The 21,383-nt window shown below is 64.3% G+C and carries 16 protein-coding genes; 6 read left to right on the top strand and 10 right to left on the bottom strand.

Annotation, left to right across the window (positions count from 1 at the left end; all coding sequences use genetic code 11):
- Window positions 1-76 precede the first annotated feature (76 nt).
- The 3 genes from QEN71_RS37520 to QEN71_RS37510 are packed head-to-tail and all read right to left on the bottom strand — an operon-like array spanning window position 77 to window position 4,850.
- Window positions 77-1,066, bottom strand: coding sequence for a cytochrome d ubiquinol oxidase subunit II (locus QEN71_RS37520; RefSeq protein WP_201649935.1), 990 nt, complete (start codon window positions 1,064-1,066; stop codon window positions 77-79).
- Window positions 1,067-1,096: 30 nt separating this feature from the next.
- Window positions 1,097-2,500, bottom strand: coding sequence for a cytochrome ubiquinol oxidase subunit I (locus tag QEN71_RS37515; RefSeq protein WP_201649936.1), 1,404 nt, complete (start codon window positions 2,498-2,500; stop codon window positions 1,097-1,099).
- Entirely contained in the window at window positions 2,493-4,850 is a 2,358-nt protein-coding gene (locus QEN71_RS37510; RefSeq protein WP_201649937.1) for an FdhF/YdeP family oxidoreductase, read from the bottom strand. The genes QEN71_RS37515 and QEN71_RS37510 overlap by 8 nt, the downstream gene beginning before the upstream one ends.
- A gap of 166 nt (window positions 4,851-5,016) precedes the next feature.
- Here QEN71_RS37510 and QEN71_RS37505 point away from each other — a divergent pair, with 166 nt between their 5' ends.
- Both QEN71_RS37505 and QEN71_RS37500 read left to right on the top strand, forming a co-directional pair.
- Complete coding sequence (locus QEN71_RS37505) at window positions 5,017-5,187, top strand: hypothetical protein (protein ID WP_201649938.1); 171 nt, start codon at window positions 5,017-5,019, stop codon at window positions 5,185-5,187.
- A gap of 78 nt (window positions 5,188-5,265) precedes the next feature.
- Complete coding sequence (locus tag QEN71_RS37500) at window positions 5,266-6,183, top strand: YihY/virulence factor BrkB family protein (protein WP_201649939.1); 918 nt, start codon at window positions 5,266-5,268, stop codon at window positions 6,181-6,183.
- Window positions 6,184-6,201: 18 nt separating this feature from the next.
- On the opposite strand, the gene QEN71_RS37495 is transcribed toward QEN71_RS37500, so the two are convergent.
- The 6 genes from QEN71_RS37495 to QEN71_RS37470 form a co-directional block, all read right to left on the bottom strand.
- Window positions 6,202-6,564, bottom strand: coding sequence for a hypothetical protein (locus QEN71_RS37495; RefSeq protein ID WP_233471774.1), 363 nt, complete (start codon window positions 6,562-6,564; stop codon window positions 6,202-6,204).
- Window positions 6,561-7,523 (bottom strand): LysR family transcriptional regulator, encoded by a 963-nt coding sequence (locus QEN71_RS37490; protein WP_201649940.1) that lies wholly within the window; start codon window positions 7,521-7,523, stop codon window positions 6,561-6,563. Before QEN71_RS37490 ends, QEN71_RS37495 begins: the two co-directional genes overlap by 4 nt.
- A 214-nt stretch (window positions 7,524-7,737) precedes the next feature.
- A complete protein-coding gene (locus QEN71_RS37485; protein ID WP_201649941.1) occupies window positions 7,738-10,008 on the bottom strand; it encodes a xanthine dehydrogenase family protein molybdopterin-binding subunit in 2,271 nt (756 codons plus the stop codon).
- Window positions 10,005-10,493, bottom strand: coding sequence for a (2Fe-2S)-binding protein (locus tag QEN71_RS37480; protein ID WP_201649942.1), 489 nt, complete (start codon window positions 10,491-10,493; stop codon window positions 10,005-10,007). The genes QEN71_RS37485 and QEN71_RS37480 overlap by 4 nt, the downstream gene beginning before the upstream one ends.
- Window positions 10,490-11,779 (bottom strand): c-type cytochrome, encoded by a 1,290-nt coding sequence (locus tag QEN71_RS37475; RefSeq protein ID WP_201649943.1) that lies wholly within the window; start codon window positions 11,777-11,779, stop codon window positions 10,490-10,492. The genes QEN71_RS37480 and QEN71_RS37475 overlap by 4 nt, the downstream gene beginning before the upstream one ends.
- A gap of 67 nt (window positions 11,780-11,846) precedes the next feature.
- Window positions 11,847-13,052, bottom strand: coding sequence for an FAD binding domain-containing protein (locus QEN71_RS37470; protein WP_201649944.1), 1,206 nt, complete (start codon window positions 13,050-13,052; stop codon window positions 11,847-11,849).
- Window positions 13,053-13,523: 471 nt separating this feature from the next.
- Between QEN71_RS37470 and QEN71_RS37465 the strand changes: the two genes are divergently transcribed.
- The 4 genes from QEN71_RS37465 (at window position 13,524) to QEN71_RS37450 (ending at window position 20,180) form a co-directional block, all read left to right on the top strand.
- On the top strand, window positions 13,524-14,165 hold the full coding sequence (locus QEN71_RS37465) for an HD domain-containing protein (protein WP_201649945.1): 642 nt from the start codon (window positions 13,524-13,526) through the stop codon (window positions 14,163-14,165).
- Window positions 14,166-14,207: 42 nt separating this feature from the next.
- Window positions 14,208-15,938 carry an FAD-dependent oxidoreductase gene (locus QEN71_RS37460; RefSeq protein ID WP_201649946.1) on the top strand — a complete coding sequence of 577 codons (1,731 nt, stop codon included), beginning with the start codon at window positions 14,208-14,210 and terminating at the stop codon, window positions 15,936-15,938.
- A gap of 71 nt (window positions 15,939-16,009) precedes the next feature.
- On the top strand, window positions 16,010-16,999 hold the full coding sequence (locus QEN71_RS37455) for an MBL fold metallo-hydrolase (protein ID WP_201649947.1): 990 nt from the start codon (window positions 16,010-16,012) through the stop codon (window positions 16,997-16,999).
- A 250-nt stretch (window positions 17,000-17,249) separates the two neighbouring features.
- Window positions 17,250-20,180 (top strand): ATP-binding protein, encoded by a 2,931-nt coding sequence (locus tag QEN71_RS37450; protein WP_201649948.1) that lies wholly within the window; start codon window positions 17,250-17,252, stop codon window positions 20,178-20,180.
- Window positions 20,181-20,197: 17 nt separating this feature from the next.
- Here QEN71_RS37450 and QEN71_RS37445 read toward each other — a convergent pair whose 3' ends face one another.
- Window positions 20,198-21,118: a LysR family transcriptional regulator gene (locus QEN71_RS37445; protein ID WP_201649949.1), complete on the bottom strand. Its 921-nt coding sequence runs from the start codon at window positions 21,116-21,118 to the stop codon at window positions 20,198-20,200.
- Window positions 21,119-21,383: the final 265 nt, after the last annotated feature.

The raw sequence follows: 21,383 nt of genomic DNA, 5'->3' as shown, positions 1-21,383 counted from the left end.
TGTTCAGGCTGACAAATCTCTCGCGCGGCGCGAGGCCGCGCGAGAGACGGGCATTTGTTCGGAAATTACACGGGCATCACTCCCCCGCATGCGCCCCGCCAACCACCTTGCCCCGAAAAATATAGTACTGGTACAGGTTATACCCAATCATCACGGGGAAAATCAGCCCGATACCTGCCAGCATGAACGCGAGCGTATGCGAGTCGGACGCCGCCTGCACGATGCCGAGCTTGCCCGGCACGAAATCCGGAAACAGGCTCACGGCAAGACCCACGAACGACACGATGAACAGCGTCACCGCGCCGCGAAACGGTCCGCGCGACGAGCCGAGGTAAAGCGACGCCATGACGAACGCAAAGGCGAGCGCCGCCGCGACACCGAGCGCGATCAGCACATGCATGACGCCCGGCTGCGACCAGCGGTCGATACCGACATCGCTGAAAAACCAGGTCGCGATGGTCAGCGGCAACGCGGCCGCCACCGTCAGCATCGCGCTCAGCACGCCGAGACGCCGCGCCCACTGTTCGATCATGCCGACGGTCTTCTTCACCAGATACGTCGAGCCGAGCAGCGCATAGCCCGCGACCACGCCGATGGCTGCGATGGCGATGAATCCCTCGCTCATCTCGCCCGGCACGAGCCCCGTGATCACCTTGCCGAGCACGACGCCCTGCGCGAGCGCCGCGACCAGACTGCCGATGCCGAACACCTTGTCCCACAGCGGACCATGCTCGACGCTATGACGGAACTCGATGGCCGCGCCGCGCATGATAAGCCCCGCGATCAGCGCCATGATGGGCAGATAGAGATCCTGCATCAGTTGCGCGTAGGCGAGCGGAAACGCGCCGAACAGCCCGCCGCCGAGCACGACGAGCCAGGTTTCGTTGGCGTCCCAAACGTGACCGATCGATTCGACCATCACGTCGCGATCTTCACGCTTCGTGCGCAAAAGACTGAGAATGCCGACGCCGAGATCGAAGCCGTCCGTTACGACGTAAAAGACCAGCATCAGGCCGAGCAGGCCGAACCAGACGTAGGCCAGCAGCGAATGAGTAGAGCTATCCATGAGGCAACCTCGTGTGCGATGTAGGCGGCATCAATAGCCGGAGATGGAGGTCGGCGTCGTCGCGCTGCGCGCGGTGACGATGGCGGGCGGCACGCTGGTCACGTCCGGCCCCTTGCGCAGCCAGCGTCGCGCGAGCACGAAGAACGTGACGAGCAGCACGACATAGAACGCGAAGAACATCGCCATGCTGAGCGAGACCGACGAAGGCGCGACCGTCGACGCCGCCTGGCTCGTGCGCAGCAGTCCATATACGACCCACGGCTGACGTCCCACTTCGCGCACGATCCAGCCCGCTTCGACGGCGACGTACGGCAGCGGAATGCACAACACCCACGCGAGCAGCAGCTTGCGACGCGCGAGCAGTGCATCGAGACTGCCGCGCGCCTTCCGCAGCGCGTAAGCGGTCCAGAACGCGAGCAGCATGAAGCAGAAGCCGATGCCCGCCATCACGCGGAACGCGTAGTAAAGCAGGGGAATCATCGGCGGCTGGTCTTCGCGCTTGAAGTCCGTGAGACCCTTCACCTGGCCGTGCAGCGAGTGCGTGCCGAGCACGCTCAGCATGCCGGGGACTTCGAGCGACCAGTCGTTGCGCTGCGCCTTCTGATCGGGCCATGCGAGCAGCGACCACGACGCGCCCGTGCCCGGCGCGTTGGTGTGCCAGTGGCCTTCGATCGCCGCGCCCTTCGCCGGTTGCGTTTCGAACACGCTGACGCCGCTCGAATCGCCGAGCCAGATCTGCAGCGGCGCGATCACGACGAGCACGGCAAGCGCGATCTTGAACGAGCGCGCGAAGAACTCGGGATGACGCTTGCGGAACAGGTTGTACGCGGAGATGCCCGCGATCACGAACATGCCCGTTTCGATCGCCGCGACCCACATGTGCGACACGCCCCACACCATGTCGGGATTGAAGATCGCGGCGAGATAGTTGGTCACCTCGATCTTGCCGTCGACGACGGCATAGCCCGCGGGCGTCTGCATCCACGAATTCGCGACCATGATCCAGAACGCGGAGATGCTCGAACCGAGCGCGACCATCGCGGTGGCGAACAGGTGCACGCCGCGCGGCACGCGTCCCCAGCCGAGCAGCATCACGCCGACGAAACCCGCTTCGAGCATGAACGCCATCGCGCCTTCGAAGCCGAGAATATTGCCGATGAACTGGCCGCTGTACTGCGAAAAGCCCGCCCAGTTGGTGCCGAACTGAAACTCCATCGGAATGCCGCTGACCACGCCGACCGCGAAGTTCAGCACGAGCAGCTTGCTCCAGAAGCGCGCCTGGCGGTAATACATCACATCGCCCGTTTTGATCCACAGCGCTTCGACCAGCACGAGAAACGCCGAGAGACTGATCGTCAGGATCGGCCACAGGATGTGGAAGATGGCCGTCATCGCGAACTGCGCCCGCGACAGGTTGACAACGTGATCAAGCATGACTGGTCTCCTCGCGCTGCGGCGCAGGTTGAACGGCGACAGCGCGCGTCGCGGAGTCGGGGCCGACGGCGGCGGCACGCACCACTTTCACGGGCACCGACTTGTACGACGGCGTGCGGCTTTGCGGATCGAATGCATAGAGCGGTACGAGCGGATTCACTTCCGGGTAATACGCGCCGCAGCAGCCGTCGGGCAGCGAATACTCAACCACCTTGAAGCTGCGGATCACGCGTTCGACACCATCCGTCGACAGCGCGACGATATCGACGCGCTCGCCCGGATGCAGTCCGCGCTTTTGCAGTTCATGCTGGTTCATGAACACGACATCGCGTTGTCCGAACACGCCGCGATAGCGGTCCGAATGCGAATAGAGCGTGGTGTTGTACTGATCGTGACTGCGCATCGTCGTGAGCGAGAGCGCATCGGGATCGTCCTGAAACGGGTCTTCGTCGAGTCCCTTGAAAACGAGGAAATTCGCGCGGCCTGTGGGCGTGTCCCACACGCGCTCGCGCGCCGGCGACACGAGATGAAAACCACCCGGCACACGAATGCGCTCGTTGTACGCCTGAAAAATCGGGAACACGATTTCGATTGCATCGCGAATGCGATCATAGTTCGCGACCATCTGCTCCCAGGGCACCCGCGATTGTTCGCCGAGCGTCGCGCGCGCAATGCCCGCGACAATCGCGGGCTCGCTCATCAGATGCGGCGAAGCAGGCTCGTTGCGTCCCGCCGACGCATGCACCATCGACATCGAATCTTCAACGGTGATCGACTGCGGGCCGTCCGCCTGGATGTCGATTTCGGTGCGGCCGAGGCAGGGCAGAATCAGCGCTTCCTTGCCATGCACGAGGTGGCTGCGATTCAGCTTCGTCGCGATGTGCACGGTCAGATCGAGCGTGCGGATCGATTCCTGCATGCGCACCCAGTCGGGAATCGCAGCCGCGAAATTGCCGCCCAGCGCGATGAACACTTTCGCGTCGCCACGCGTCATCGCTTCGAGCGTCGCGATCACGTCGTTGCCATGATTGCCCGGCGGACGAAATCCGAACGCGCGCTCGATGCCGTCGATCAACGCATTGCTCGGCTTCTCCGTAATGCCGACCGTGCGGTTGCCCTGCACGTTCGAGTGTCCGCGCACGGGGCAAATGCCCGCGCCTGGACGTCCGACGTTGCCGCGCAGCAGCGCGAGGTTCGCGATCTGCTGCACGTTCTCCGTGCCGCGATGATGCTGTGTGATGCCCATGCCGTACACGAGAATCGCGTTTTCTGCCTTCATGTAGATGTTCGCGGCGTTTTCGATGTCGGCGCGCGACAGGCCCGAATACCGTTCGATCGATTCCCACGTGGTCGCGCGCAGATCGTGGAGCAGCGCGTCGATGCCGTGCGTGTGGCCTTCGATGAACTCGATGTCGAGAATGCGCGGCGCGTCGGCGGCGAGCGCGGCGTCGTCGGCTTCGACGATCGCTTTCATCATGCCCTTGAGCACCGCGACGTCGCCGCCCACGCGCACCTGATACAGAAACGTGCTGATGGGCGTGTAGCCGAGCGTCGCCATTTCGACGGGATTCTGCGGCGAGGCGAAGCGCTCCAGCGCGCGCTCGCGAAACGGATTGAACGACACGATCTTCGCGCCGCGTCGCGACGCCGAATGCAGATCGCTCATCATGCGCGGGCTGTTCGTGCCGGGGTTCTGTCCGAAGATGAAAATCGCGTCCGCGTGTTCGAAGTCTTCGAGCAGCACGGTGCCTTTGCCGACGCCGATCGATTGCGGCAAGCCGACGCTCGTCGCTTCGTGACACATGTTTGAGCAGTCGGGGAAATTGTTGGTGCCCAACTCGCGCACGAACAGCTGATAGAGGAACGCCGCTTCATTCGATGCGCGGCCCGACGTGTAGAAGTCGGCCTGATCGGGACGATCCAGTGCGTTCAGATGACGGCCGACGAGCGCGAACGCGTCTTCCCAGCTGATGGGCTGATACCGGTCCGACTTACTGTCGTACGCCATCGGATGCGTGAGGCGGCCCACCATCTCCAGATCGTAGTCGTCCCACGCCGTGAGTTCGGACACGCTGTGCGCGGCGAAGAATTCCGGCGTGCAGCGATTCGCGGTCGCTTCCCACGCAACGGCCTTCGCGCCGTTCTCGCAGAACTCGAACGACGACGTGTGCTTCGGGTCGGGCCACGCGCAACCCGGACAGTCGAAGCCTTGCGGCTGATTCATATGCAGCAGCGTCTTCGCGCCGGAGACGGGGATGCCCTGAAGCGTCAGCGCTTCGCCCGTTGCCTTGAGCGCGCCCCAACCGCCCGCGGGGTCGCTGTAGATGCGGATCACCTTCTTTTTGCCCATTTCGGTTTCCTGTGCAGTGCAACCAATGTCATTGAGCGAATGATCGCGGCACGGAAACAAATGGGCTTGCACGTTTGCCCGCTGGTTTTCTATCTACACGGAGAGAGCAGGGAATGCGCCTTGCTGCCGATGAAACTTCCAGGGACCATCGACTGAGGAGGACGCCATGTCCAGCACGAAAAAGGAACAGAACCCGACCAGCGAGAAGCCGGAGCATCGCATCGACGAAGCAGTGGAAGAGTCGTTCCCGGCCAGCGATGCGCCCGCGCACGGCGGCACGACGCGCATCGAATCCGACGATGAGAAGCCCACGAAGGAGAAGTCGAAGCAGTCCTGAGACCGTGGCACATCGGTTGCTGCATGGCGCTTCGACAATCGCTTCGACGATCGACAGCGCCGTGATCCCCGACACGACATGGACACCAACCGCGAACAACGCATGCCGCGCCCGCAGACAACGCATCGGAAGATGTCTGCGTTAGGCGCGGCGAAGGAAACGATCAATCGCTTCTCGAATCATCGATGCGCGATGATGGGTTCGAGCATCGCGTTCTATTGCGCGTTTTCGCTCGCGCCGACATTGCTCATCGTGCTCGCGGTGCTCGGCTGGTTCTTCGGACAGGACGCCGCGCAGGGACGTCTGTTCGGGCAGGTGAAGGATATTGTCGGCAGCGAAGCGGCGAGCGCGATGCAGGCGATCGTCGAGAACGCGCACCGTTCGGGCGGCAGCGGGTTTGCGGCGTTGATGTCGGTGGTGCTGCTGGCAGTCGGCGCGTCGGCGACTTTTTCTTCGCTCAACACCGCGCTCGATGTCGTGTTCGCCGTGCGTTCGCCGAAGGGCATCGCGGGCGTCGCGCTGTTGCTGCGCGCACGGCTGGTGTCGCTCGGACTCGTGATGGGGCTCGCGTTTCTACTCGTCGTGTCGCTGGTCGCGGACGTTGCGATTCAGAGCGTCGGGCGTCGATTGTTCGGGACGGACGCGGTCAGCGTATTCGCCGACGTCGTGCAGTCGGTGTTCGGCCTTGCGTTGCTGACGGCCGGCCTCGGCGCGCTCATCAAATTGCTGCCGGATATCCATGTCGCGTGGCGTCCCGCGTTTGCAGGCGGTTTCGTCGCGGCCTTTCTGTTCACGGCCGGGCGGCATCTGTTCGTGCTGTATCTCGCGCATGCAGGCACGGCGGGCGCGTTTGGCGCGGCGGGCTCGCTCGCCGTGCTGATGATGTGGCTGTATTTCTGCGCCGTCGTCTTTCTGCTGGGCGCGGAAGTCACGGCGACACTCGGCGGCGCGCCGCACGACGAACTGGCATTCGAGCGCGAAACCGCGCACCACTAGCTACGCGCGAATTCCTCTTCACGTCCAGTACTTGTAGTCCGTCACGCTGCGTGCGTAGCCGTGCGTTTCGCGGTGCGTACGCCAGCTGCGCACGGACTCTTTGAGCTTCTGCGCGGAGCCATGATCCTTCCACGAGGTCGACGAAACAGGAGACGAAACAGCAGACGAAACAGCCGTCGACGAGCCGGGCGCGCCCATATCGGCCTGCGCGGCGAGTCGTTCGAGCGGCAGTTGCGCATTCGCGCCGACGACGAGAATGGCCTGCATCAGCCCGGGCGCCTGATAAGCACACGTCGTCGCCAGTGCGAGGCTGCATGCGGCGACCGCGTACGCGGGACGGACACGGAGACGGAAACGAGGAAAGGTAAGAGTGCGCATCATGCATTCTCCACTACGCGCGCGAGACGATCGAATGTCTGTTGGGTGTGTTCGTTTAAAAGGCGGCTGTCGAGTGTTGCTCGCAGATGCGAAGTCAGGAAGTCGATGAACGTCTTGATCTTCGCGTCGATGTGATGCCGGCTTGAATAAACGGCGAAAACGCCCGTATTTTGAAGGCGCGATTCGGGGAACAGCTGAACCAGCCGCCCGTCGCGGATATCGTCGATCACGCAATGCACGGGCAAGGCCGCAACGCCCGCGCCTGCCAGCGTCGCGATGCGGGTCGCTTCCGTATCGTTGATGACGAACTGGCCGGAGGCTTCCTGGCTCGCCGACTTCACGAGGCTCAGCTTCACGTGATGGTCGCTGGGCTCGACGCGAAACGGCACGGGCGTCAGCGCGTGTTCGTCGAGATCGCTGGCACTTTCGATCCGATGCGTCTGAAGAAAGGCGGGCGACGCAACCAGCACGCGCTCGCAATGGCCGATCAGCTTGCAGACGTTGCGCGAATCGGGCAACGTCGGCGCCGATACGATCGATACATCCACCTCGTCTTCGAGCAGGTTCGCCATGCGCGGCAGGAACTTCAGTTGCACCGACACGGCGGGGAAGCGCTTGCGGTACTCCATGATCGAGTGCGTCAGTTGCGCGAGCCCGAGATCGGTCACGCAATGAATCCGCAACGTGCCGCGAGCGCAGGTGTGCGCATCGCCGGCTTCGGCCTCGGCGTCTTCGAGATCCGCGAGGATCTTCTTGCACTTCTGGTAGTAGCGCTCGCCGGGCTCGGTCAGCGAAATCTTGCGCGTCGTCCGTTGCAGCAGTCGCGCCTGCAAGTGGTCTTCGAGCGAGGACACTGCGCGCGATACGCTGCCCGTGCTGCAATTCATGTGGTCTGCAACGGCGCTGAAGCTGCCCGACTCGACGACGCGCGAGAAGATGCGCATGCTCAAGATCTTGTCCATGGAACCGTTCACCTCGTGCTGTCTGATCCGTTTTCTCGGGTGCGGAAGATGACGCTTTGCCGCTTGAGAGAAAGATTAGATCGGGGCGAACGTTTGGACCATCGTACGTTGGGACGTCTGTTTAATCCAAGTAGTCACGTCCTCATACGTTCGTATAGGTCCACGGGTTCAACGGCTGCAATTTGTGCGTGTCGCAAGGCATGCGTAAGCGGTTTCATGCGTCGATCTGCTTGCGCAAATGCTCTCCCGCGAGCGGCATTTCGCGCGCCCGATAACCCGTCGCATCGAACAGCGCATTGGCGAGTGCGCCCGCCGTCGGTCCCATCGCCGCTTCCGCCGCACCGAGAAACGGCGTGCCGGGTCGGTCGATCAGATGCACGTTCAGGCTGCGCGGCACGGCTGAGAAACGCAGGATCGGATAGCTGCTCCAGTCGAAGCTGCGGATACGCTGTGTGTCGAACTGCAACTGCTCGTACAGCGTCCAGCTCGCCGACTGCACGATGCCGCCTTCGATCTGATTGCGGATGCCGTCGGGATTGACGATCTGTCCGGAATCCACGGCCACTTCCGCGCGTTCGAGCACGACCTGTCCCGTCTCGCGCACCACCGACACCTCGACGGCCATCGCCACATACGCCATCAGGTTCTTGTACTTGCCGAACGCAAAGCCGACGCCATGATTCGCCTTGCGCGGCGGACGCGGCCAGCCGAACTTCTGCGCGGCAAGCTGGATCACATCGCGGGCGCGCGGGTCCTGCATGTGCTTGAGCCGGAACGCGACGGGGTCGGCATGTGCTGCGAGCGCGAGTTCGTCCATGAAGCTCTCGATCGAAAACACGTTCATGTGCGCGCCGAGCGAGCGCATCGCCGACGTGTGCAGCGGCATGGTCGGCGAGAAGTTGTTCATCACGTGCACGTTCGGGAACGTGTACAGCGGAATCGCGTTGCGGTCGCCGCCGCCTTCGGGCTGCACCATCGGCACGGAAGGCGCGGGCTCGAACGGGCTTTCGAGCATCGTCGCGGGCACGAGGCGGCCCGCGTTGACGATGCGCTCGTTATGCGAACTGCTCCACAGCGCGTAATCCCAGTCGACGATTCGCCCCGTTGCATCCAGCGACGCGCGCGCCTGGGTGACCATCGCGGGCGTGAAGTGATCCCACGTGTGTTCCTGCTCGCGCATCCATTGCACTCGCACGGGATGGCCCGGCATGTCGCGCGCGATCAGCGCGGCGTGCGCGGCGACATCGTCGGCACCGTTGTGGCCGTAGCAGCCCGAGCCTTCGACGTGTACGCAGCGCACGTTTTCCTTCGGCATCGCGAGCATCTCGGCAAGCGCGTCGCGCAGCGGATAGACGCCTTGCGAATGCGTCCAGACGGTCATATGCCCGTTGTCGAACGAAGCAATCGCGCACGACGGACCAATCGAGCCGTGCAACATGTAGCGCTTCGAATAGCGCGCATTCAGCGTTTTGACGGCCGCCGGCGTGCCTTCTTGCGCGTGCTGATTGGCGATTTCGATGTGTTGCGTGCAGAGCTTTTCCAGATCGCGATGCACGGTAGCAGGATCGGGCAGCGCACGTCCCGCGGTCCATTCGCTGCCCGCCGCGAGCGCGCGCTGTGCAGCGACGGCTTGCCATTCGCCACGCGCGACCACGGCAAGCACGCTGCCGTTTTTGTAGACCTTGAGCACGCCGGGCATCGTCATGATCTGCGCGGCGTTGTTACGCATGAGCTTCGCGTCGTACACAGGCGGCATCACGATGCGCGCATGCACCATGTTCGGCAGCGACATATCCTGCACATAGCTCGCGCCGCCCGTCACCTTCGCGGGAATGTCGACGCGCGGCAGCGACTTGCCGATCACGACAAACGTCTTCGGATCCTTCAACGGCGAAACGGGTGATGCCATCCGGTGCAGATCGACGAGCTTCACGGCATCGCCATACGTGAGCGTGCGGCCGTCGGGAGCGTGAATCACGGCGTCGCGCGTGGTCAGTTTCGCGCTGTCGACGTGCAGGCCTTTCGCGGCGGCATCGACCAGCAGGCCGCGCACCTGTGCGGCAGCATTCAGCAGCGCCGTGCCGCTGTCGGCCATCGTGTGACTGCCGGCGGTGAGGCCTTCGTCGGGCGAGGCGCCCGTGTCGGCTGTGAGGAACGTGATCAGCGCGGGCGCCATATCCAGTTCTTCCGCCGCGACCTGCAGCAGCGCGGTACGCACGCCCGTACCGAGTTCGACCTTGCCGGTGTAGACCGTGACCTTGCCGGCGGGATCGATCTTGATCCATGCATCGAGAAACGGATTGGTTTTCAGGCTGCCCGCAAGCGCCTGCGTTTCCTTGCCGATATGCACGACAGCGCCTTCGTCGGCGATGACCTGCTGCGCGAGTGCCCGCGCGCCGGGAAAGAGGCTGAAGCTCACGACGAGCGCGCCCGACACCATGAAGCGTCGTCGGCCTTCGTTGAAATCGTCTTCTGCGTGGCTCATTGCGTGTCCTCGTGTACGCCCGTATTGCCGCCGTTCAGATGCGCGACCTCGCGAATCGCCGCGAGAATGCGCATATGCGTGCCGCAGCGGCACAGATTCGGCTCCATGTGCTCGCGCAGTTCGGCTTCCGTGGGGCGCGGATTGCGCTCCAGCAACGCCTGCGCGCGCATGATCATGCCCGCGATGCAGTAGCCGCACTGCGCCGCCTGATGGTCGACGAACGCCTGCTGAAGCGCGCCCGGACGTTCCGCTGTGCCGAGGCTTTCGATGGTCCGCACCGGCCGCGCGCCGATCGACGATACGGGAATCAGGCACGAAAACGTTGCCTTGCCGTCGACGATCACCGTGCACGCGCCGCATTGTCCGAGGCCGCAGCCGAACTTCGCGCCATGCAGGCCGAGTTCGTTGCGCAGCGCGTAGAGCAGCGGCGTCGACGGATCGATATCGAGTGCGTGCTGCACGCCGTTCACAGTGAGCTTGATCATCGCGCGTCATTCTCCTTTCTGACTTTGGCCACGGTCGCTTCGATATCCGGCCATGCGCCGCGCTGCGAGTAAGCGGCGCGCACGTACGACAGCAGATCGGCGATCTGCTCGTTGCTGTAGACGTCGCCGAAAGCGGGCATGTAGTTGAGCGTGTCCTCGCCGTGCCATCCAATGCCGCCCAGCACCATCTGGATAGCGTTGCGCGGCGTGGCGGCGTTGACGGCGGTGCTGAAGGCGAGCGTCGGGCGCTGGCCGATCGACTGCATCGGCGATGCGTTGCCATGGCACTGCGCGCACGATGCGGCGAACAGCGTCGCGCCGCGCTGCTGCGAGGCCGTGAGCGGAACCGCGCTCGTCTGGATGGCGCGCGGTGTGTCCGATGCTGCGACGGACTTCTGCAGCGACAGGATGTACGTGGCGATCGCCTCGACGTCTTCGGCGGGCACGGTCGCGAGATCGCGCGTGACGGGCAGCATCGGACCCGCCGCCGCGCCGTGTTCGCTCGCGCGGCCCGTGCGCAGATAGGTCACGAGTTGCGCCTTGCTCCACGGCTTCGGTGCAGCGTTCAGCGTGTTGAGCGCGGGGGCGTCCCAGCCGTCGACCACGCCGCCGTCGAACGCATGTCCGGGCTGCTCGCCGCCGATCACGTTGAGCGGCGAATGACACGATGCGCAGTGCCCGAGCCCGTTCACAAGCAGGCGTCCGCGATTCCATTCAGCATCTTTCGACGCCTCTGCCTGCTGTTCGCCGGGGCGCAGAAAGAGCGCGTTCCAGAATGCGAGCAGCGGCCTGAAATTCAGCGGGAACATCAAGGCGTTCGCGGGCGCCGTCGCCTTCACGGGTTCGCGTGTCATCAGATACGCGTAGGCGGCCGCGACATCCGTGTCCGACATATGCGTGAAGTGGATATACGGAAACGCCGGATAAAGCAGATGCCCGTCACGCGACACGCCATGGCGGATCGCGCGTGTGAAGGCTTCGAGCGACCAGTTGCCGATGCCCGTTTCGGCATCGGGCGTGATGTTCGTCGCGTAGATCGTGCCGAACGGCGTCGCGAGCGGCAGGCCGCCCGCAAACGGCTTGCCGCCTTTCGACGTATGGCACACGATGCAGTCGCCGAGCGCGACCACGCGTGCGCCCGCCAGCTTCGTCTGACTGTCGAACGACGAAGGCGGCGGCGGGCTGACCGGCGCGATGGCCGGCTTGCCGATCAGCAAGGCGGCGGCGACGATCGCGGCCACGATCGCGACGCCCGCCACCGCTAGCAAGATGGGCCTGCGTATCATTGACACACGTGTCACAGAACGTTCCTCCGGGGCTGTGGCGGGGCAGCGTTTCCCCGCATGAACAGATCTAGCGTATCGACGTCGGCATGGAATTTCCTGAAGCGGCGCTAAAACGTTGTGAAGGCGGCGCGACCACGGTCATCAGCCGCTTGCCGAGCGAAATGCCGAGATCGGTCATCTGCTTGCCGCGCTGCAACTGCTCCGTTTCCCAGCGCGCGAGACGCTCGTCGATCGACATGCCTTCGCCGTTCGCGAGATCGAGTGCAAGCGCGAGCGAATGCGCATTCGCCGCGGCTTTTGCGGTGCTGCCCGCTGTGTGAGGACGCGGCACGGCGGCGGCATCGCCGATCAGCACCGCGCGCCCGAAGACCATCTGCGGCGCGCGCAGATCGACGATCGGCTGCATGAAGGGATCGTCCGTCGATTCGACGAGCGCGCGGAACGTCGGCCCGAGTTCCGCCTGTGCATCGCGGCGCAACTGTTCGATGTCGGTCTGCTTCATCGCGCCGGGCGGCAGCGATCGCGTGCGCGCAATGCCATAACGGTCGACCAGCAACTGCTTCAGCACATCTTCGCTATAGCGCCGATACCAGACCCAGTTCCAGCGCCGTTCGCCGACGCGCGTCTCGTCCCGTTCGCCGGGAATCAGATACGCGAGCGCCGAATGGCCCGCGCCGTGCTGAAACGCGAAGCGGTCGCGCAGCATGTCGGCGGCGTGCGCGGGCAGGTCGGGTTCCGGCACGAGGCCGCGCCACGCGACATAGCCCGCATAGGCGGGCGTCACATCGGGCAACAGGCGCTGTCTGAGCGTCGAGCGGATGCCGTCGGCGCCGATCAGCAGATTGGCCCGCTCGGTGCGTCCGCTGTCGAAACGGACGATCACTTCGTCGCCGTCTTGCTCGAAATCGGTGAAGGTTTCTCCCGCATGCAACGATTGCGCGGGCAACGCGTCTTTCATTGCGCGATATAGCAGGCTCCACGCGGTTTGCGTCTGCGGTATGTAGAGCCGCTCGACGATGTTGTCGTTGCGGTCCAGATAGATGCGCTCGCCGGAACGCACGCCTGCGGGGTTCGGCAGCGCGACGCCTGCGTAGCGGGCTGCGTGCAGCACATCGGGTTGCAGCACGATGCCGCCGCCGCGCGTGTCGAGCTGGTTCGGCGAGCTTTCGAAGACGTCGACCTGCCAGCCCGCCGCGCGCAACGACGTGGCGGCGAGCAGGCCGCCAAGCGAACCGCCGATCACGACGGCTCGCGGATACGACTGATGTTTCATGTTGCTATCCTGAGCGTTGCGGGATGCAACGCGTGAGTACGGATGCCGATACGTTATCCGTTGCGCGCGGCTGGCTGAATCCGTCTGCGCCGCAATCCCGCATTGCGCTGGACGCAACCAAAGTGCCTGACGGCGCGCGTAAGCTTCATTCGCGCCGCAGCGTGTGCGCTTCAGGAAATTTAAAGGTGGATATACGCGCGACGTCGCCGCGCGCATCGCATGCAGCAACGTGTTTAGTGAAAGCGCGATCTGTTTCGCCACATGCATCGCGCGATGTCATGCGCATGTCGGGCAGGGACTCGCAACGCCCGTCTGAAAGTGGACCAGGTAAATTTCACCCTGCTTATTAAGGTTTTTTAATGGCCCGCCAAAGTATTCTCTACTCCGTATTGCTACGCTGCACGATGCGTCGGAAGAGCCGGCTGCACGGGAGCACATGGCCGGGGCATCGTCCGGCGCGGAGGAGGCAGGATGAAGAGAAGCATTGCCGGCGTCGAGATTCCCGATAGCGCGCTGGCCCGGGCCGCATTCGAGCATGTTCGCGGCATCGAATCCGAATTGCTGTTGCAGCATGCGCTGCGCACGTTTCTGTTCGCTGCGCTGACGGGTTTCAGGGAAGCGCTCGATTTCGACGCGGACCTGCTCTACGTCGGCGCGCTGTTTCACAACGTCGGACTGAATCTGCGCTTCAGCCGTTCGCCGAACCGGTTCGAGATCGACAGCGCCAACGAGGCGCGCGAGTTCCTGCGCGCTCATGGTGTCGACGAATTCGCGGCGGAGGACGTATGGAACGCGATCGCGCTGCATACGACGCCCGGCATCCCCGATCACATGTCGGCGCTCGTGACGCTCGTCAGCGCGGGCGTGCAGATGGATGTGCGCGGCGCGCGCTATTACGAGTTCACGGCGCAGCAGCGCGACGCAATCGTGCACGCGTTTCCGCGCGAACGCGGCTTCAAGACGAGGCTGATCGAAGCGTACGCGCGCGGCATGGAGCATCGTCCTGAAACCACATTCGGCACGGTCAACGCGGACGTGCTCGACCGATGGGATCCCGACTACCGGCGCCTCAACTTCTGCGGACTCGTGCTGGGTTCGGAATGGCCGAACTAGCCGCGCGTGCGCAACATCAGAACATTCAGTCAAGGTCGATCGATGAACACCCCGGCTCTTCTTCCCAACCTGCCCGATGCGGCAACGACGGATCTGGGCATGCCCTATTCGTCGCTGGAGTTTCGCCAGCATCAGATGTTTCCGCGGCTGTCCGCCCATGAAATCGCCAGCCTGCGCCGCTTCGCGCAGCCGATGTCGTTCAAGGCGGGCGAGCTGATCTTCGAAACGGGCCGCGTTGCGCTGGGCCTGTTCGTGCTGCTGCATGGACGCGTGCGGATTCATTCGCGCGACAGCTTCGGCCGCTCGACGCTCATCACCGAACACGACGACGGCCACTTCATGGCGGAGATGGCGCAACTGTCGGGCAAGCCCGCGTTGATCGACGGCGTGGCGTTGACCGATTGCGAAACGCTCGTGGTGTCGCCGGAAAAGCTGCGTGCGTTGATCGTCGCCGATGCGCAGCTCGGCGAGCACATCATGCGCGCGCTGATTCTGCGCCGGCTCGGTCTGATCGAGCAGGGGCTCGGGCCCATCATCGTCGGTAATGGCGACGATGCGCGGCTCGTCAGATTGCAGGGCTTTCTGCGCCGCAATGCGTATCCCGCGATGGTGATCGACGCGCGCCACGACACGGAAGCCGTGACGCTGCTCTCGGACATCACTACAGGCCCCGACGACTTCCCGCTGGTGTTCTGCCCGAACGGCTCCGTGCTGCGCGCGCCGGACGAAGCGCAACTCGCGTCGTGCCTCGGTCTCGTGCCGACCTTCGAGCGCTCGCATGTGTACGACGTGGCCATCGTCGGCGCGGGGCCGGCAGGGCTCGCCGCGGCCGTGTATGCGGCCACGGAAGGGCTGTCCGTCGCCGTGTTCGACCAGCGCGCGCCGGGCGGGCAGGCGGGCGCGAGTTCGCGCATCGAGAACTATCTGGGCTTTCCGACGGGCATCTCGGGCCAGGCGCTCGCGGCGCGCGCGTTTCAGCAGGCCCTGAAGTTCGGCGCGCATCTGGCGATACCCGGCAAGGTCATGAACGTCGACACGCAGGACGGCGCCTATGCGCTGACACTGATGGACGGTCAGCGCGTCTGCACGCGTACGCTCGTCGTCGCGAGCGGTGCGGCGTACCGGAAGCCCATCGTCGCGGATTTCGACCGCTACGAAGGACGCGGCACGTATTACTGGGCGTCGCCCATCGAGGCCAAGCTTGTCAAAGGCCAGGACATCGTGCTGATGGGCGGCGGCAACTCGGCGGGCCAGGCCACCGTGTTCCTCGCCAACTTCGCGCGCAGCATCCGCGTGCTGATTCGCGGCGCGGACCTGAACGCGAGCATGTCGAAGTATCTGATCGACCGGATCGGCTCGTTGCCGAACGTTTCGGTGTGCACGCGCTGCACGTTGAAGGCGCTCGAAGGCGACGAAGCGGGGCTGACGCAGGTTCACATCCGGCGCGAAGACGAGGGCGACGAAGTCATCGACACGCGCCATCTGTTTCTGTTCATCGGCGCGGATCCGAAGACCGACTGGCTCACGTCGAGCGGCGTCGAACTCGATAGCCGCGGCTTCGTCGTGACGGGCTTTGCGCGGCGCACGCAAACGCATGTCGATACGGGCATTCACTATCCGCTCGAAACGAGCTTGCCCGGCATGTTCGCGGTCGGCGACGTGCGCTCGGAATCGACCAAGCGCGTGGCGTCGGCGGTCGGCGACGGTGCGGCTGTCGTCAGCCAGATTCACGCTTATCTCGCGCAATACAACATGGCTGCACAGAACATTTAAGAACAATTAGCGGCCGCTGTGCGTGGGACTCGCTATGCTTCGGCGCATATCGAAGCGAGTGAGAGAGAACCATGACGAGTCTTCATGCATGGCGCGCGGTGTGGCTGCGCGCATGTCTGCTTGTGTTGTGCGTGTGCGGCGCGGCGTTACCCGTCGACGCATTCGCTGCCGCGCCGAAAGCGGGCACGCAGGCGCCCGGCTTCTACCGGATGACGCTCGGCGATCTGGAAGTGACGGCGCTGTCCGACGGCACGCATCCTTTTCCGATCGATACCGTCGTGCAAGGCGTATCGAAAGCCGATATCCAGCGCGATCTCGACCGCGAGTTCCTGCAGCCGCCCGTGCAAGGCTCGATCAACGCGTTCCTGATCAACACAGGCACGAAGCTCGTGCTCATCGATTCCGGCGCGGGTGTGCTGTACGGCGATTGCTGCGGCAAGCTGCTCGCGAATCTGCGCGCGTCGGGCTACAAGCCCGAAGACGTCGATGAAGTGTTGCTCACGCATCTGCACAAGGATCATGTGGGCGGCATCGTGACGAACGGCGCGATGACGTTTCCGAACGCCGTCGTTCGCACGAGCCAGGCCGAGGCCGACTACTGGCTAAACCCTGCGAACAAATCGAAAGCGCCCGCGTTGCTGAGCAGCTTCTTCGATGCCGCGAGCGCGTCCGTTGCGCCGTATGTCGCGGCGGGGCGCTTCAAGCCGTTCACCGGCAGCGACGTCGAGATCGAGCCGGGCATCCGTGCGCTCGTCGTGCCGGGACATACGCCGGGGCACAGCGCGTATGTCGTCGAAAGCGCGTCGCAACGGCTCGTCGTGTGGGGCGACATCGTGCATGTGGCCGCGATCCAGTTGCAACACCCGCAGGCCTCCGTCGAGTACGACAGCAATGCCGCCGACGCGCAGCGCGTTCGACGCGAGATGCTCGACCTCGTTGCCGGACGGCGCGATCTCGTCGCGGCAGCGCATATTGCGTTTCCAGGGCTCGGGCATATCCGCAAGGACGGCGCGACGTATCAATGGGTGCCCGTCAACTACGACGCAGCGCCGCGACGATGACGTTGTCGCGTGACGGCGATGCCCGCAGGCGGAACGGCTCACTGAATGATGGTGCAACGACTTCAAAATTTTCGAATGGATCGTTCGGATTTTTCCATCCACGCAATCGGCGTGCCGTTCTAGACTGCCAAGCACGTCCACCCGTATGCCGCATGCTTCGTATCGTGCCCTGCCCGAACAAGGTTTTCGCTCTGTTTCTTTTATATGGCAACGCGCGCCATGACGCGTTGCACGTCCACGCCATTTGCTTATGATCCGCATCGGACCGCTTGAGATCGACCTTGCGCGCCGTGAAGCACGCGTCGACGGCAAGACGGTGCGCATCAGTAATCGTGCCTTCGACATACTCGAATTGCTGATCGAGGCGCAGGGCGGGCTGGTCTCGAAGGAAGCGATTCTGGAGCGCGTGTGGCCCGAAACCGTGGTCGGCGACAACAACCTTCAGGTGCACATGTCGGCGCTGCGCAAACTGCTCGGCGAGAGCCGCGACCTGATCAAGACGGTTGCGGGGCGCGGCTACCGGCTCGTGCGTGGCGCGCCCGTCGCGCGGCAGTTGGGCGATACCGGGCGTCGTACGTCCGTACCGCACAACCTGCCTGCCTACAGTTCCGCGCTGGTCGGCCGCGACGATGCGATTACGCACGTATGCGATGCGCTCGGCAATTCGCGGCACGTCACCTTGCTCGGCTCGGGCGGCATCGGCAAGACGCGGGTGGCGATCGAAGTCGCGCGCCATCTGCTGGAGCAGGCGCCGGGCGGCGTGCATGTCGTGTCGTTGAGCGCCGCGTCGGATACGAACGGCGTGCTGGCGATGCTCGCGTCCGTGCTCGGCGTGCATCCCGAAGGCAGTGCCGCGACGCGCGAGCGCATCGTCGAAGCGATCGGCGGACGGCGCATGCTGATCGTGCTCGACAGCTGCGAGCATGTCGTCGATGCCGCTGCGCAGCTTGCGCATCATCTGCTGACGGCATGTCCGCAACTGCGTGTGCTGTCGACCAGCCGCGAGCCGTTGCGCATTCCTTCCGAGACCTTGTACTGGGTGCCCGCGCTCGATGTGTCCGAGCCGAACGACGACACGCCGCAGGTGCTCCGCTGCAGCGCCGTCAATCTGTTCCTGATGCGAGCCCGCGCAATCGATGCGCGCTTCGCCGCCGACGAGCCCAGCATCCACGTGACGGGCATGGTGTGCCGGCGTCTCGACGGCATTCCGCTCGCGATCGAACTGGCGGCTGCGCGCGCGGCGCTGCTCGGCATCGACACGCTCGCGGCGCATCTCGACGACCGCTTCGGCATGTTGACGGGCGGCACGCGCACCGCGTTGCCGCGCCATCAGACGCTCAAGGCGACGCTCGACTGGAGTCATGCTTTGCTCGACGAAGCCGAACGCAAGACCTTGCGCCGCATCGGCGTGTTCGCCGATCGCTTTCCTCTCGAAGCCGCGATTGCGGTTGCGGCAGACAGGGTCACGCGCGAACTCGACGTGGTCGCGGCGGTGGCCGCGCTGGTCGAGAAGTCGCTGGTGGTCGCGAGCACGGAGCCGGGTCATGCCGCGTTCCGTCTGCTGGAAACGACGCGCATGTACGCGCTGCAAAAGCTCGACGACAACGGCGAGCGGCGCATGGTCGCGCTGAATCACGCGCGTTATCTGTCGGCGCTGATCGATGGCGATGCGGCGGGCAAGTCCGCTGGCGAAAGCTGGCGCAGCCGGATGCCCGCATTGCTCGACGAGGTGCGCGCGGCGCTCTCGTGGGTGCTGTCCGATGACGGCGACGAAGCGTTGCGCGAAACGCTGCCTGTCAATGCCGTGTTTCTGTTGTATGAGTTGTCGCTGATCGACGAGTGCTGTGTGTGGGCGCGGCGCGCGCTCGCCGCGCTGCCGGCCGATTCCGCTCGCACGTCGCCGCGTATGCGTACGCGGCTGCGGTTGCTGGCGGCGCTCGGTGCGTCGCTCGTGCTCGTGCATGGGCCGAATGCCGAGACGCATACGATCTGGAACGACGTGCTGACATCGGCGGTCGCGTCGGGCGACGAAGCGTTCGAGGCGCGTGCGTTGTGGGGCATGTGGAATGCGTGTCAGACGTCGGGCTCCGTGCACGACGCACTCGAATACGCGCGTCGCTACACAGCCTTCGTCGCCGATGCCGCGGATGTGCGCGGCGCGATTCTGGCTTATCGGCTGATGGGCGTGGCTGCACATTACGCAGGCGATCAGCGCTGTGCGCGGCTGTCGTTCGAGCAGTTGCTCGAAGTCGGCGACAGTCTGCGTACGCGGATGCCCCTCGGACATTTCGCGGATCAGGTGCTCGTGAGCCGTGCGTCGCTGGCGCGTGTGCTGTGGCTGCAAGGTTTGCGCGATCAGGCGCTGGCGCTCGCCGAAGATGCCGTGATCGAAGCGTGCAGCAAGGATCAGGCGATGATCGTCTGCTATGCGCTGGCCGAGGCGCTGGTGCCGCTGTCCTTGCTGTCGGGCAAACGCGACTGCGCGCGGCGCGCGATCGCGGTGCTGCGCGACACGTCGTCGCGCGCGCGGCTCACACTGTGGCAGGCGGCTGCGCGCTGCTTCGACGCGTGGCTGCGTTCGCTGGACGATGTATCGGCGCAAAGTCTCGATGGTTTTCGCGCGGCGCTCGCCGAACTCGATGCGCTGAAATTCGGCGCACCGTTCGCGATGCTCGCCGCACAGTACGCTATCGCGCTGATGCGCGCGGGACGGCACGACGAAGCGAAGCACGTTGTCGATAGCGCGCTCGCACGTTGCGATCTCGCTGGCGACTTCTGGTTCATCGCCGAATTGCGGCGGCTGCGCGGCGAACTGCCGCTTGCGGGTGGTGCCGTCATCGATAGCGACAGCGATGCGGGCCGTGATGCGGAGACATGGTTCGTGGCTGCGCTCGAAGAAGCGTCGGCGCAAGGCGCGCGCTCGTTGCAACTGCGCGCAGCCACGAGTCTTGCGCGGCTTTGGCACAGACTGGGCCGCGAAACGGAAGCCGCGCAGCTGCTGCAATCGGCGTGCGCGAATGTGTGCGAAGGCCGCGACTTCGACGACTTCAAGGCCGCAGGACAACTGCTGATGCAGGTGAAAGGGCTGGTGCACAAGCCGGTCGCGACATCGGGCGAACGCCGGCACGCGGACAAGACGACGCGGCTCTTGAGCGCGCCGTCATTGCGAAAGTACGCGTGACGCGTTGAACGCAGCGGTCAGGCCATGGCGGCGAGCCGCATCGCCACTTCGTCGATCAGGTCGTGTCGGTCGAGTTGATCCACCCACCAGCGCAGCGCCTTGCCCGCTTCGTCGTCGCGCCATGCGAGATAGAAGTGCGTGACGTTGCGCATACCGGAGACTTCCTTGCGCACCAGTTGCCCGCGATTCACAGGCGCGGCGGCGATACATTCGGGCACGGTGCCGACGCCGAGGCCTTTGATCTGCGCGGCGAGCTTCGCGTCGAGTGTCGGGACGGTCAGCACTTCCTGATTCGCGGCGAGTGCGATCGTGCGCGGCGCGAGCTTGCGTGACGTATCACTGATCGCGACCGCGCGATGACGCGCGACGGTTTCCATCGTCAAAGGTTCGGCGGCCGATGCAAGCGGATGATTCGGCGCGACCACGAACGTGTGCTTCAGCGAGCCGATCGGCTTCGCGACGAGATTCGCGATGGGCGGCGGTTCGCCCGCTGCGCCGACGACGAGATCCGCGCGCCGCGTGATCAACGCATCCCATGTGCCGCCAAGCGTTTCCTTCGACAACAGCAGCCGCGTGCCGAGATTGAGCTTGTAGAAGTCGGTTACGTGAGGCCAGATCAGGTCGAACGGGATGATCTCGTCGATCGCGACGCGCAGTTCCGATTCCCAGCCGTGTTCGATGCGCTTCGCTTTCTGTTCCAGTTCGCGCGCGGCTTCGAGCAGACGCCGTCCCTCTTCGACGATGACCCTGCCCGCGTGCGTGAGCTTCGCGCGACGTCCGCTGCGTTCGAACAGCTTGACCCCAAGATCGACTTCCAGCTTCTGCACGAGATACGTCAACGACGACGGCACCTTGTGCAGTTCTTCCGCGGCGGCAGCGAAGGTACCCGTGCGATCGATGGCGTCGAGTGCCTGGAGGACTTCGAAAGAGAGGTTCATGTAGGGCGTCGTGTGCGATGCGCGGCGTGTATGCGAAGCGTTTTCAGCTTGCGTCGCGCCGATGCGTTGAATGGGTCGTCGCCAATAGCATGCAGGTGCATCGTCGTTCGCGCAATACATGAATCTCATTGTTTGCCGCCTGCAAGCATGAGCGTGCGATTCGGCAATCGACGCAGCGCCGCTTCGCGCACACTGGAAGCCTTCAACGTACGCGTCGTGCGTCGCGCGTCGTACACGGCGACGCGCATTCCGTACCGATCATCCG

This window comes from Paraburkholderia sabiae, assembly GCF_030412785.1.
Taxonomy (GTDB): domain Bacteria; phylum Pseudomonadota; class Gammaproteobacteria; order Burkholderiales; family Burkholderiaceae; genus Paraburkholderia; species Paraburkholderia sabiae.
This window is presented reverse-complemented; position numbering and strand designations above follow the sequence as displayed.